We start from the raw sequence: 13,229 nt of genomic DNA, 5'->3' as shown, positions 1-13,229 counted from the left end.
TAGAGCCGTCGGTTAAAACGGCGAGTCAGCCCCCGCCAACGGCGGGTTTGCTGGAGATCCCACATCCCTGTGGGTCGGAGCAGGAGTGAACTCCCGCTCGAAACTTTTACATTTTCGGCATGCCGCCGCCGGGCAACATACCGCCCATGCCGCGCATCATCTTGGCCATACCGCCTTTGGCGGAGAATTTCTTCATCATCTTCTGCATCTGCTTGTGCTGCTTGATCAAGCGACCGATGTCCTGCACCTGGGTGCCGGAGCCCATGGCGATCCGACGCTTGCGCGAACCACTGATCAGCTCAGGGTCGCGGCGCTCGGCCGGGGTCATGGAGTTGATGATGGCTTCCATCTGCTTGAACTGCTTCTCTGCCGCGCCTTGGGCATTGCCCATCTGCGCCAGGTTTACACCACCGATGTTCGGCAGCTTGTCCATCAGGCCGCCGAGGCCGCCCATGTTCTTCATCTGTTGCAGCTGGTCACGGAAGTCTTCGAGATCGAAGCCCTTGCCCTTCTTCAGCTTCTTGGCCAGCTTGTCGGCCTTGTCCTTGTCCAGCGTGGCTTCGGCCTGCTCGATCAGGCTGAGCACGTCGCCCATGCCGAGGATGCGCGAGGCGATACGCTCGGGGTGGAACGGCTCGAGCGCGTCGCTCTTCTCGCCCATACCGATGAACTTGATCGGCTTGCCGGTGATGGCACGCACCGAGAGCGCAGCACCGCCACGGGCGTCGCCGTCGACCTTGGTGAGGATCACGCCGGTCAGCGGCAGTGCGTCACCAAAGGCCTTGGCGGTGTTGGCCGCATCCTGGCCGGTCATGGCATCGACCACGAACAGCGTCTCGACCGGGTTGATCGCGGCATGCAGCGCCTTGATCTCGCCCATCATCTCTTCGTCGATGTGCAGGCGACCGGCGGTATCGACGATGACCACGTCGATGAACTTGAGCTTGGCTTCTTTAATCGCCGCGTTGGCGATGTCGACCGGCTTCTGGCTCAGGTCGGACGGGAAGAAGGTCACGCCCACTTCACCTGCGAGCATTTCCAACTGCTTGATGGCCGCCGGACGGTACACGTCGGCCGACACCACCATCACGGATTTCTTCTTGCGCTCTTTAAGGAAGCGCGCCAGTTTGCCGGCGGTGGTGGTTTTACCTGCGCCCTGCAAACCCGCCATCAGCACGACGGCCGGTGGCACGGCACTGAGGTTCAAATCTTCGTTGGCCGCGCCCATCAGGCTTTCGAGTTCGGCCTGGACGACCTTTACGAAGGCCTGGCCCGGGGTCAGGCTGCGGGACACTTCGGTGCCGACCGCGCGCTCTTTGACCGAGTTGACGAAGTCCTTCACCACCGGCAAGGCCACGTCGGCTTCCAGCAACGCCATGCGCACTTCACGCAGGGTGTCTTTAATATTGTCCTCGGTCAGCTTGGCCTTGCCGGTAACGTGGCGCAGCGTCTGCGAGAGACGGTCAGTCAAGTTTTCAAACATGCGCGATCCTTTCAGGCCCTACTCATCGAAATGCAGGTAGACCGAGGTAATGGCGGCCCAGGCTGTGGTCAATCGCTATTAAAAACAGCGCTCACCGAGCCTGCGGCGTGGGCAGGTCGCGGATTATAGCGAAGACTGCGCCCATGCACACCCGCTGTCTGGCCCGGGAGTCTTTCTTGCAGCGCAGGTGTGTGCCAAACTCAACGCCTTTCGGGCTTGCCTACCAGGATTTATGCTCCCCTTGTCACCCAGTTTGCTACCCAGCCTCGCCGCCGCCATTCTGTATGCCGCTGCGACTCTCTATCAGGGCACTCGTCTGGCCCAAGGCGCCAAAGCGGACAAACGTCTGCTCGTCGGCCTTGGCGTGCTGGCCCTGCTGGCCCATGCCGCCAGCCTGTTCACTCACCTGATGACGCCGGTGGGCCTGGGCCTGGACTTTTTCAGCGCCGCCAGCCTGATCGCCGCGGCCGTGATCGCGCTGACGCTGCTGGCCTGCTACCGCATTCCAGTCGAGAACCTGCTGGTGCTGCTATTCCCCTTGGGCATGCTGACAGTGCTGCTGGCGCAATTCGCGCCCACTGGCACCGTGCAGGTGATTGACGAGGAACCGGGCATCCTTGCCCATATCCTGTTGTCGATCCTCGCCTACGGCATGTTCACCATCGCGGTATTCCAGGCCCTGCTCCTGCTGCTGCAGGACCACCAGCTCAAGCACAAGCACCCGTCCGGGCTGATCAAGAACTTCCCGCCGCTGCAAACCATGGAAAGCCTGCTGTTCGGGTTCCTGTGGGCCGGCTGGACCCTGCTGTCGCTGTCGCTGATCTCCGGCTGGCTGTTCGTCGAGAACCTGTTCGCCCAGCACCTGGTGCACAAGACCTTGCTGGCGTGCCTAGCCTGGGTGGTGTTCAGCGTGTTGCTGTGGGGCCGCAACCGCCTCGGCTGGCGCGGCCACAAGGCAATCCGCTGGACCCTGGCCGGTTTCTGCCTGCTGATGCTGGCCTATTTCGGCAGCAAGCTGGTTCGCGAATACATCCTGCATATCTGACGAGCGGCGATCATGGACAACTTGCCCTTAGGGCCGATGCTCGCCGTAATTGCCCTGCTGGTTTTATGGGCGGCGCTGTTTACCGCCATCGAAGCAGCACAACAGCATCTGTTGGCCCTGCGCCCCGGCACCCGTCAGGGCGACAAGGCTGCCGCACGCCTGAGCTTCCCGCGCCATAGCCTGATCCTGTGCAACAGCCTGTGCCGTGCCGCGGTGGTGATCCTTTGCACGCTGCTGGCAATCTATGCCTGGGCGCAGAACGGCCCATGGCTGGGTTGGCTGATATCCTGCGCCCTGCTGCTGATACTCGCCGACTACCTGCCCCGCGCCTTGGCTACCCGCCATCCGCAAGCGGTGCTGGGTTTTGGTAACACCCTGCTGGGTGTACCGCTGAAAATCCTCTACCCCCTGGCCTGGCTGCTCAATGGCATCAGCCTGTTACTGCTGCGCCCGTTTGCCCGCAAGGCCGGCGTGGTGAAACACAGCGACGAGCCGCAGCCCCACCACGAAAACGAACCGCAGCCCGAAGCCGACGAAGACCGCATGCCCGGCATGCCTGGCATCCACGCCCTGGATAACATCACCGTCAACGACATCCTGGTGCCGCGCAGCGAAGTGGACGGTATCAACCTGGATGACTCGATCGAGGAAATCATCGAGCAACTGCGCAGCTCCCAACGCACTCGCCTGCCAGTGTTCCACAGCGATATCAACCAGGTCGAAGCGGTGCTCAACACACGCCAGGTCCAGCACCTGCTGCCCGATGCCAGCCTGACCAAAGAGGCGCTGCTCGCTGCCTGCCACGAACCTTACTTCGTCCCGGAAAGCACGCCATTGCAACTGCAACTGCTGAACTTCCACAAGCAGCAGCGGCGCCTGGGCATGGTGGTGGACGAATACGGCGAAGTGCTGGGCATCGTTACCCTGGAAGACATTCTTGAAGAGATCGTCGGCGAATTCGAAAGCGACCAGGCTGTGGATAACCCACATATCGAAGCCCAGCCCGATGGCCGCTACATCATCGACGGCGCCGCCTCGATCCGCGAACTGAACGAGAGCCTGGGCTGGCACCTGCCCAGCGATGGCCCCAAAACCCTCAACGGCCTGGTGACCGAGGCGCTGGAGACCATCCCGGATTGCGCGGTGTGCCTGAAGATCGGTCGCTATCGCCTGGAAATCCTCGAGACCGAGGACAACCGGGTGAGCAAGGTGCTGATCTGGCATACCAGCCATGTGCCTGTAGCCGCATAATCCCTGACAAACCAAATCCAATGTGGGAGGGGCGGTGCGACGGTTCGACTTGCTCCCGATAGCAGAGCGCCAGTCATTGCAGTAGGTGACTGATAAACCGCTATCGGGAGCAAGCCCCCTCCCACATTTTGATTTGTGGTACTCCAACCACTTGTTGTAATTCCAACCCCCTTCCTATAATCCATCCGGCTTACCCAAGCCCCGCCCGACCGCGTGCTACCCGCACTCAGCGTGTCCAGGCACCGCTTCATCATGTCCGACCGGTGTTTGCTCCCATCCCGAGCCGCCCCGCGCACAACCCTGATCCATGGGTGTTCGACCAATAATAATCCGCGTCCAAACGCGCAATGACCTTCAGGGATACTGCCATGAGCACCACCTACCAAGAGGCCGCGACCGCCGCCCCTACCAATTCGACCGCCCGTGTCGCCACGGCGAGCATCGTCGGCACCGCCATCGAGTTCTACGATTTCTATATCTACGCCACGGCTGCCGCACTGGTGATCGGCCCGGTGTTCTTTCCCCAGAGCTCCGGTACGGCGCAGATGCTGGCCTCGTTCCTGACCTTCGGCATCGCTTTTATCGCCCGCCCGCTGGGCTCGGCGTTGTTCGGCCACTTCGGCGACCGTATCGGGCGTAAATCCACACTGGTGGCCTCGCTGCTGCTGATGGGCGTGTGCACCACCTTGATCGGCTTGCTGCCCGGCTATGACAGCATCGGCGCCTGGGCACCGATCCTCTTGTGCGTATTGCGCTTCGGCCAGGGCCTGGGCCTTGGCGGGGAATGGGGCGGCGCGGCATTGCTGGCGACCGAGAACGCGCCCAAGGGCAAGCGCGCCTGGTTCGGCATGTTCCCGCAACTGGGCCCATCGATTGGCTTTCTGGCGGCCAACGGCTTGTTCCTGATCTTGGCCATGAGCCTGGATGACGAGCAGTTCCGCAGCTGGGGTTGGCGCATTCCGTTCATCCTCAGCGCTGCACTGGTGATGGTGGGCCTGTATGCACGCCTGAAGCTGCATGAAACCCCAGTATTCGCCAACGCCGTCGCTAAAGAAGCACCGGTGAAGGTGCCACTGGTGGAACTGTTCAGCCAACATTGGCTGCCGGTGCTGCTGGGCGCTGCGTCGATGGTGGTGTGCTACGCGCTGTTCTACATCACCACGGCGTTTTCCCTGAGCTACGGCGTTTCCACACTGGGCTACAGCCGCGAGACGTTCCTCGGCTTACTGTGCTTTGCCGTGCTGTTCATGGGCTTGGCGACGCCGCTGGCAGCGCTGGCCAGTGATCGTTATGGGCGCAAGCCGGTACTGATCGTTGGCGCGATCCTGGCGATTCTGTCGGGCTTTACCATGGAGCCACTGCTGACCCACGGCTCGACCTGGGCCGTGGCGCTGTTCCTGGCTTTGGAGCTGTTTCTGATGGGTGTGACCTTCGCACCGATGGGTGCCCTGCTGCCGGAGTTGTTCCCGACGCGTGTGCGTTATACCGGTGCTTCGGCGGCGTATAACCTGGGTGGGATTGTCGGGGCGTCAGCAGCACCGTTCTTTGCGACCAAGCTGGTGGCGATGGGTGGGCTGAGTTATGTGGGTGGGTATGTGTCGGCGGCGGCGTTGCTGAGCTTGATTGCGGTGCTGTGCCTGAAAGAGACGCGGGATAATGATTTGAACAAGGTCGCCTGAAAGCCAAAAACTGTAGGAGCGAGCTTGCTCGCGAAAAAGGTACATCCGACACCGCAATGTGCCTGAAATACCTTCGCGAGCAAGCTCGCTCCTACAGGGGCCGTTTTAGAGCTCTACCACCACTGCCTGGGAAGCCCGGGTCGCCTTGGCGCGAGCCGCTTCAATCGACTCATCCCGCGCCAGTGCCACACCCATACGGCGCTGGCCATTCACTTCTGGCTTGCCAAACAGGCGCAACGCCGTGTCCGGCTCGCTCAATGCAGCGCCGAGGTTGGCAAACGCCGTCTGGGTCGACTGCCCCTCTACCAGGATCACCGCCGATGCCGAAGGCCCGAACTGACGGATCAACGGGATCGGCAAGCCCAGGATGGCGCGAGCGTGCAGCGCGAACTGCGACAGGTCCTGAGAAATCAGTGTGACCAAACCGGTGTCATGTGGGCGCGGCGACACTTCGCTGAACCACACCTGATCGCCCTTGATGAACAACTCCACACCAAACAGGCCACGACCACCCAGGGCTTCGGTCACTGCCTTGGCAACGCGCTCGGATTCGGCCAAGGCAATCGGGCTCATGGCCTGAGGCTGCCAGGATTCCTGATAGTCGCCCTTCTCCTGACGGTGGCCAACCGGCGCGCAGAAGGTGGTGCCGCCAATGTGGCGCACGGTCAGCAGGGTGATTTCGTAGTCGAAATCGATAAAGCCCTCGATGATTACCCGGCCTTTACCGGCACGCCCGCCTTCCTGGGCGTAATCCCAGGCTTTCTGCACATCATCGGTGCTGCGCAGCAGGCTCTGACCCTTGCCCGACGAACTCATCACCGGCTTGACCACGCAGGGGAAGCCCAGGTCCTGGACGGCCTTGCTGTAGTCTTCGAAGGTGTCGGCGAAGTGGTACGGTGAGGTCGGCAGGTCCAGTTCTTCGGCGGCCAGGCGACGGATGCCCTCACGGTTCATGGTCAACGACGTGGCGCGGGCGGTCGGGATAACCGTGAAGCCTTCAGCCTCCAATTCCACCAGAGTGGCGGTGGCAATGGCTTCGATTTCCGGCACGATGAAGTGCGGCTTCTCCGCCTCGATCACCGCACGCAGCGCCGCACCGTCGAGCATGTTGATCACGTGGCTACGGTGCGCCACCTGCATGGCCGGCGCGTTGGCGTAGCGATCCACGGCAATCACTTCAACGCCCAGGCGTTGCAGTTCGATTACCACTTCCTTGCCCAGCTCACCGCAGCCACACAGCAAAACGCGGGTCGCGGTTGGCGACAATGGAGTTCCGATTCGGGTCATCTCAGGTCCTCAGGGGAGCGGATCAGGGGGAGAAAGGCCGGCATTTTACATGAACTGTAAAAATTGGCCTCAGTTGGCGATGGTGCGCCGGCGGATGCGCCAGGCCATGATCAGCCAGACCACAGTGACACCGGCAAATTTAGACACCAACGCCGTGCCCGCCACGGCCGGTGTGAGCGCGCCGATCAAGCCGAAGAAAATAAAGGTATCAACGGGAATGCTCAGTGCCGAACTTATCCACAGGCGATCATGCAGCGGACGTTTGGTGATGCTGAACACCAACCAGTCGATGCACTCGGACACCGCGAACGCCGTAGCGCTGGCCAGGGCGATGGACGGGTCGGAAGTGATATACGACAGCACCAGCGCCGCCAGCATGGCGATGATCGCGCCGTGGCCGAAGCGGGTTTGCACCATGTCGCGCAGGATAAATACCAGGCCCCCCCAGGCGGACCAGATGACATCCAGGTGCGGGGCGGTGGAGAAGGCGAAGTTGATCAGCACAACGCTGCTGATGTAGGCGATCAGGAAAAACATGGATGAATGACCTGTGAACAAGGGACACAGGGTACTTCACAATTAGACATATGTCGTCTGGGAGGGCCTCATCGGGGGCAAGTCGAACCGTCGCACCGCCCCTCCCACATTTTGATCTGTGAACACATTCAAGTGTGGGAGGGGGCTTGCTCCCGATAGCAATCGATCAGGCACCCGAGCTTTTGGGCGTCATCCACACCATCCCACTGGCCACCGCCCGCTCATGACACAACCCCAACACCACCCGCCGCTCGGCATTATCCATGCGGCTCCAACGCGTAATCTCGTCCACGCTACGCTGGCAACCGGTACAGATATCGTCCTCATCCAACGCGCAGATACTCACGCATGGCGAGGCTACAGGCCGTTCAACCGCACTCATTCTTCCTGCTCAACCAAGTCTCGGGCATAGCGCTGCGAGTTATGCACATAGTGCGCGGCACTGGCTTCGAGCATGCGTTTCTGCGCCTCGGTCAGCTCACGTACCACCTTGCCCGGCGAGCCCATCACCAGCGAACCGTCGGGAATTTCCTTACCTTCGCCGATCAGCGAATTGGCGCCGATGATGCAATGTTTGCCGATCTTGGCGCCGTTGAGGATCACCGCGTTGATGCCGATCAAGCTGTAGTCGTCGACGCTGCAGCCGTGCAGCATGGCGTTATGACCGATGGTCACGCCAGTGCCGAGGGTCAGCGGGTAGCCCATGTCGGTGTGCATCACGCTACCATCCTGCACGTTGCTGTTCTTGCCGATCAGGATCAGCTCGTTATCACCGCGCAACACCGCGTTGAACCAGACGTTGGCGCCCTCCTCCAGCTTGACCTTGCCTACCAGCGTGGCATTCGGTGCTACCCAACTGTTGGGATGGGTCTCGACACGGGCGTCGCCCAGGCGGTATTTCATGGTTTTTCCTCACGGCTTGCCATTCAAGCGATGGCTTAGATATTGATGAAGCTCTTGGGCGGCTGGTGCAGGCTGATCTTGGCGTCGTCATAGAGCAGATTGATCAGCTCGACAATCATGATCGCCGTCAGGCCCCAGATCTTGTATTCGCCGAACCGGTAGCTGGGCACATACCAACTGCGGCCCTGGTAATCGATCCGGTGGGTATGTTCGCGTGGGTCCTGTCGGAAAAACTCCAGGGGCACACTGAAGACTGCGGCGATTTCGGCGTCGTTGGCCAGGTATTCGACGTAATCGGGGATGACGCCGACATAGGGCGTTACGCGGATGCCATGCAGGGAAATCAGCGGGCTCAACGGCCCGATCACCTCGACCAGCCCGGGTGGCAGGCCGATTTCTTCTTCGGCCTCGCGCAAGGCGGTGAAGATCAGGTCCGGGTCGTCAGGGTCGCGGCGCCCGCCAGGAAAGGCCACTTCGCCACCATGGGTCGACAGGCCGCTGGCGCGCAGGGTCAGGATCAGCTCAGGTTCGTCACTGCGGGTAATCGGCACCAGTACCGCGGCCTCGGGGAAACGCCCGTCAGTTTCCAAGGTGTGAGGGGTGTGATTGCTTACCCGGCGAAGTAGCTCGTCCAGCATGAGTCATCTCGGTCTGTTGGCTACCTTGCATCATGCACCAAAGCGTGCGGGCGCCCAAGCCCAAAACCCGATGCATGTCGCGAAACGACAACTTGCAGGAACGCCCGGCACCAAGCCAAGATGTGCCCATTCTCCAGGAACCCCAGCATGAATTTCTGCAGCCAGTGCGGTAAACCGGTTACCCAACGTATTCCCGAAGGCGACGCACGCCTGCGTTTTGTGTGTGATCACTGTTCGACCATTCACTATCAGAACCCCAATATCGTCGCCGGCACCGTGCCCGTGTGGGGCGATCAAGTGCTGCTGTGCCGCCGTGCCATCGAGCCGCGCCTGGGTTACTGGACCCTGCCCGCAGGTTTTATGGAAAACGGCGAGACCGTGGAACAGGCGGCCATGCGTGAAACCCTGGAAGAAGCCTGTGCCCGGGTGCGTAACCTGAGCATCTATACCCTGATCGATGTGCCGCACATCAGCCAGGTGCACATTTTCTACCGCGCCGAGCTGATCGACCTGGACTTTGCCGCAGGCCCCGAAAGCCTTGAGGTGAAGCTGTTCGATGAAGCCGATATCCCGTGGTCCGAGCTGGCTTTCCGCACCGTCGGGCGTACCTTAGAATGCTTTTTCGCTGACCGCCGGCAGCAGCTGTTCCCGGTGCGCAGCGAGTCGGTGCCACCGATGACACGCCCAGCCAAATAACCTTCCAGGCAGCACCTTTATCAGGGATACCGTTTCAATGCGTTGGTTGCTTGTTCTTATCTGCCTGTCGTTCGCCACGCTGTCCCCCGCTTCCACGGTGGAGACCCTCGGCGGTAAAACCGTCGAGAAAGTCCTGGTGCTCAAGTCCGCCCACCAGTTGCAACTGATCAACGACGGCAAGCCCCTCAAGACCTATCGCATCTCCCTGGGCAAGAACCCCAAGGGCCACAAGCTGATCGAAGGCGACCGCCGCACGCCCGAAGGTCTCTACTGGATCGACTGGCGCAAGACCAGCGATCGCTTCAACCTGGCCATGCACATCTCCTACCCGAACATCAGCGACGCCGCCCGCGCCCGCCGCGAAGGGGTGAAACCGGGCAGCATGATCATGATTCACGGCACCCCCGACACAGAAGACTACCCGGAGCAGTGGTTCCACACCCTGGACTGGACCGACGGCTGCATCGGCATGCGTAATGTGGATATGCGTGAAGTCTGGAACCTGGTCAAGGACGGCACCCTGATCGAGATCCGGCCGTAATCTCGTACCGTTCGTAAATTAATTCGAAAATAATTCCTGCCTCCAGCAGCGCCTGCCGGTGAATACCAGTTCACCGCGCGGGACAGTGCACTTGTGCGCGACACAAAGACCTCTCTAATACCACTTGATACAAAGCCCCATTAAAGAGCCCTGAAACCGGGGCTTGCACCGTTTTGGTAGCATTGACATGGTATTTAAGTGGTATTAATTTCCGGCCATTACCGGGCGACAACACTCCAATAACCGCATCGGAAACTTCACAGATGAACCCCATCCTGACGCTGCGCCCCGACGACAAGCAATCCACGCCGTTGTACCTGCAACTGGCCCGCAACCTTGAAGCGGCGATCCACGCCGGCCAGTGGAAATCCGAGCAGGCCCTGCCGTCGGAACGCGCCCTCAGCGAGCAGTTGAGCATCTCGCGGGTCACCGCCCGCAAAGCCTTGGAAGTGCTGTTTGCCCAGGGTTTGATCCGACGCAGCCAAGGCTCTGGCACCTTCATCACACCGCGCCTGGAACAACCCTTGTCGCGCTTGTCGGGGTTCAGCGAAATGCTGCGGCTCAAGGGCTTTGTTCCCACGTCGCAGTGGCTGGAGCGCGACATCACCCCGCCGACCCACGAAGAGCTGATCCGCCTGTGCCTGTCGCCCACCGACAAAGTGGCGCGCCTCAAGCGTTTGCGCAAAGCCGATGACACGGTGATGGCGATTGAAATGACCGCCATGCCCGCCTCGGTGTTGCCGCACCCGCAAGCCATCGGCAATTCGCTGTACGAATACCTGGAAGGCATCGGCAAGCCCATCGTGCGCGCCCTGCAACATATCCAGGCGATCAACGCCTCGGACGAGTTCGCCAAGCTGGTGGGCATCGCCCCCGGCACCGCCATGCTGCTGATGACCCGAGTGGGCTACACCGCCGACAACACGCCGATTGAAATCACCGACACCTACTGCCGCAACGACTACTACGACTTTGTCGCAGAGCTGCGTCGCCATGACTATTCCGCTGAATTGCGACTCTAGAGAACTGCCCATGCCAGAAGACAATATCCTCACGCCCAGTGGCTGGATTCGCGGCCGCCTGGTGCACGAGCACGGCAAGGTGGTTGCCATCGAAGGCACGCCTTGCGACCCGGCTGACAACGACCTGCCTTACCTGCTGCCAGGCTTTATCGACCTGCACGTGCACGGCGGTGGCGGTGCCGACATCATGGAAGGTGCGCAAGCCTTTGAGACCATTACCCGCACCCACGTGCGCTTTGGTACCACCTCGCTGCTGGCCACCACCATGACTGCTCCGGTGGATGAAATCTCCCAGGTCCTCAGTGAACTCGGCAACTTCTGCGAACAACGTCCTGCCGGCAGTGCGCGGGTGCTCGGTGTGCACCTGGAAGGCCCCTATATCAACCCGGGCAAACTCGGCGCCCAACCCAACTTCGCCCACACCGCGTTGATGGCCGAAGTCGAAGCCTATTTGCGCCTGGCGCCAATTCGGGTAATCACCATCGCCCCGGAAATTGCCGGCCATGACGGCCTGATCCGCGCCCTCAGCCAACGCGGCGTGCGCATGCAGATCGGCCACACCCTGGGCAGCTATGAAGAAGGCGTCGCCGCCCTCGCCGCCGGCGCCACCAGCTTCACCCATTTGTACAACGCCATGAGCCCGCTGCATCACCGCGAGCCGGGCATCGTCGGCGCCGCGCTGGCCCACGCCCAATACGCCGAGCTGATCCCGGACCTGCTCCACGTACACCCCGGCGCCATGCGCGTGGCCTTGCGTTCGATCCCGTGCCTGTACTGCGTCACTGACTCCACCGCCGCCGCCGGTATGCCCGACGGCGAATACAAGCTGGGCAGCCACACCGTGACCAAATGCCTGGGTGGCGTACGCCTGGCCGACGGCACCCTGGCCGGCAGCACCCTGACCATGGACCAGGCGCTGCGCAACCTGGTGAAAATCGGCCTGCCCATCAGTGAAGCCTCACAGCGCCTGTCGCAATTTCCTGCGGACTACCTGGGCCTGGAAGAACGCGGCCGCCTGCAACCCGGTAGCTTTGCCGACTGCGTGCGCCTGGACCGTTCCCTGACACTCACCGACGTAATGGTCGAAGGAGACACCATTGACTTCAAAAATGCTTGAAGAGGCCCTGGCCTCCTGCGACGCCGTCACGGCACAACTGCAACGCCTGAACCCGCTGCTGGAAGAAGTGGCCGGTCGCCTGCGTCGCCAGCCGCCGCAAGTGGCGATGACCATTGCCCGCGGCAGCTCCGACCACGCCGCCAGCTACTTCGCCTACCTGGCCATGCAGCATGTGGGCATCCCGGTGGCGTCGTTGCCGATGTCGGTGGTGACCCTGTTGCAGGCACCGATGAAAGTCAGCGGCCAAGTGGCGTTTGGGTTCTCCCAGTCGGGGCAGAGCCCGGACCTGGTCAACAGCCTGCGACTGCTGCGCAAGCGCGGCGCCCTGAGCATCTCGCTGGTGAACGCCGAAGACTCGCCGCTGGAAGCCGCCTGTGAATTCCACGTGCCACTGTGCGCCGGCCCGGAACAAAGCGTGGCCGCGACCAAGAGCTTTATCGCCACCCTCAGCGCCAGCGCGCAATTGATCGGCCACTGGAACCAGGAAACCGAGTTGCTCCAAGCCTGCCAGGCGCTGCCCGAAGGTTTGCGTGAAGCCGCCAAGCAGGATTGGACCCAAGCCATCGAGGCCCTGCGCGACTGCCAGCAATTGATGGTAATCGGCCGCGGCGCCGGGTTTGCAATCGCCCAGGAAGCTGCGCTCAAGCTCAAGGAAACCTCGGCGATCCAGGCCGAAGCCTTCAGCAGCGCCGAGGTACGCCACGGGCCGATGGCCTTGATCGACGAAAACTACCCGCTACTGGTGTTCGCCCCACGCGGCGCCGAGCAGCCCGGCCTGTTGAGCCTGGCCGCCGATATGCGCCAACGCGGCGCCCGCGTGTTGCTGGCCGCGCCGGACGATATCGCCGAACGCGACCTGACCCTTAGTCGCGCCGAACACTCGAGCCTGGACCCGATTCTGGCGATCCAGAGCTTCTACGTGATGGCCGCAGGCTTGGCTGAGGCACGGGGCATGGACCCGGACCAGCCACGCCACCTGAGCAAAGTCACCCGCACGCACTAAAGCGGCGTTTTCCTGATGAGTACCGTG

At 61.6% G+C, this 13,229-nt stretch carries 14 protein-coding genes; 8 read left to right on the top strand and 6 right to left on the bottom strand.

Annotated features, from left to right (window positions below; translation table 11 throughout):
• Positions 1-106: 106 nt before the first annotated feature.
• Entirely contained in the window at positions 107-1,483 is a 1,377-nt protein-coding gene (gene ffh / locus ASD70_RS23785) for a signal recognition particle protein (RefSeq protein WP_017139724.1), read from the bottom strand.
• Positions 1,484-1,715: 232 nt separating this feature from the next.
• Here ffh and ASD70_RS23780 point away from each other — a divergent pair, with 232 nt between their 5' ends.
• The 3 genes from ASD70_RS23780 to ASD70_RS23770 all read left to right on the top strand — a co-directional run bounded on the left by ASD70_RS23780 (position 1,716) and on the right by ASD70_RS23770 (position 5,458).
• A complete protein-coding gene (locus ASD70_RS23780) occupies positions 1,716-2,528 on the top strand; it encodes a cytochrome C assembly family protein (protein ID WP_043046858.1) in 813 nt (270 codons plus the stop codon).
• A 12-nt stretch (positions 2,529-2,540) separates the two neighbouring features.
• On the top strand, positions 2,541-3,779 hold the full coding sequence (locus tag ASD70_RS23775; RefSeq protein WP_056847582.1) for a transporter associated domain-containing protein: 1,239 nt from the start codon (positions 2,541-2,543) through the stop codon (positions 3,777-3,779).
• A gap of 368 nt (positions 3,780-4,147) precedes the next feature.
• Complete coding sequence (locus tag ASD70_RS23770) at positions 4,148-5,458, top strand: MFS transporter (protein ID WP_056847581.1); 1,311 nt, start codon at positions 4,148-4,150, stop codon at positions 5,456-5,458.
• A gap of 105 nt (positions 5,459-5,563) precedes the next feature.
• Here the strand turns inward: ASD70_RS23770 and purT are convergent, their stop codons facing one another.
• The 5 genes from purT to ASD70_RS23745 form a co-directional block, all read right to left on the bottom strand.
• Positions 5,564-6,745: a formate-dependent phosphoribosylglycinamide formyltransferase gene (gene purT / locus ASD70_RS23765; RefSeq protein ID WP_019817237.1), complete on the bottom strand. Its 1,182-nt coding sequence runs from the start codon at positions 6,743-6,745 to the stop codon at positions 5,564-5,566.
• 69 nt (positions 6,746-6,814) lie between these two features.
• Complete coding sequence (locus tag ASD70_RS23760; RefSeq protein WP_056847580.1) at positions 6,815-7,282, bottom strand: VUT family protein; 468 nt, start codon at positions 7,280-7,282, stop codon at positions 6,815-6,817.
• A gap of 166 nt (positions 7,283-7,448) precedes the next feature.
• The gene (locus tag ASD70_RS23755) at positions 7,449-7,664 is read right to left on the bottom strand and encodes a DUF1289 domain-containing protein (RefSeq protein ID WP_056847579.1); all 216 of its coding nucleotides are present in this window, start codon (positions 7,662-7,664) and stop codon (positions 7,449-7,451) included.
• On the bottom strand, positions 7,661-8,185 hold the full coding sequence (locus ASD70_RS23750) for a gamma carbonic anhydrase family protein (protein ID WP_005791135.1): 525 nt from the start codon (positions 8,183-8,185) through the stop codon (positions 7,661-7,663). Before ASD70_RS23750 ends, ASD70_RS23755 begins: the two co-directional genes overlap by 4 nt.
• Before the next feature lie 35 nt (positions 8,186-8,220).
• Positions 8,221-8,823 carry a CoA pyrophosphatase gene (locus ASD70_RS23745; RefSeq protein ID WP_046069410.1) on the bottom strand — a complete coding sequence of 201 codons (603 nt, stop codon included), beginning with the start codon at positions 8,821-8,823 and terminating at the stop codon, positions 8,221-8,223.
• Positions 8,824-8,970: 147 nt separating this feature from the next.
• On the opposite strand from ASD70_RS23745, the gene ASD70_RS23740 reads away from it, so the two are divergent.
• From ASD70_RS23740 to ASD70_RS23720, 5 genes are all read left to right on the top strand, one after another.
• Positions 8,971-9,519: an NUDIX hydrolase gene (locus ASD70_RS23740; protein ID WP_056847578.1), complete on the top strand. Its 549-nt coding sequence runs from the start codon at positions 8,971-8,973 to the stop codon at positions 9,517-9,519.
• A 37-nt stretch (positions 9,520-9,556) separates the two neighbouring features.
• Positions 9,557-10,060, top strand: coding sequence for a L,D-transpeptidase family protein (locus ASD70_RS23735; protein WP_046069412.1), 504 nt, complete (start codon positions 9,557-9,559; stop codon positions 10,058-10,060).
• Between the two features lie 263 nt (positions 10,061-10,323).
• Positions 10,324-11,082 carry a GntR family transcriptional regulator gene (locus tag ASD70_RS23730; RefSeq protein WP_043046851.1) on the top strand — a complete coding sequence of 253 codons (759 nt, stop codon included), beginning with the start codon at positions 10,324-10,326 and terminating at the stop codon, positions 11,080-11,082.
• A 10-nt stretch (positions 11,083-11,092) separates the two neighbouring features.
• Positions 11,093-12,199, top strand: a complete 1,107-nt coding sequence (gene nagA, locus ASD70_RS23725) for an N-acetylglucosamine-6-phosphate deacetylase (protein ID WP_056847577.1) — start codon at positions 11,093-11,095, stop codon at positions 12,197-12,199.
• Positions 12,192-13,202: an SIS domain-containing protein gene (locus tag ASD70_RS23720; RefSeq protein WP_056847576.1), complete on the top strand. Its 1,011-nt coding sequence runs from the start codon at positions 12,192-12,194 to the stop codon at positions 13,200-13,202. Before nagA ends, ASD70_RS23720 begins: the two co-directional genes overlap by 8 nt.
• Positions 13,203-13,229 lie beyond the last annotated feature (27 nt).

Source organism: Pseudomonas sp. Root569, assembly GCF_001427465.1.
GTDB lineage: Bacteria > Pseudomonadota > Gammaproteobacteria > Pseudomonadales > Pseudomonadaceae > Aquipseudomonas > Aquipseudomonas synxantha.
The sequence above is the reverse complement of the archived record's forward strand: the minus strand, read 5'-3'. Positions and strand labels throughout refer to the sequence as shown.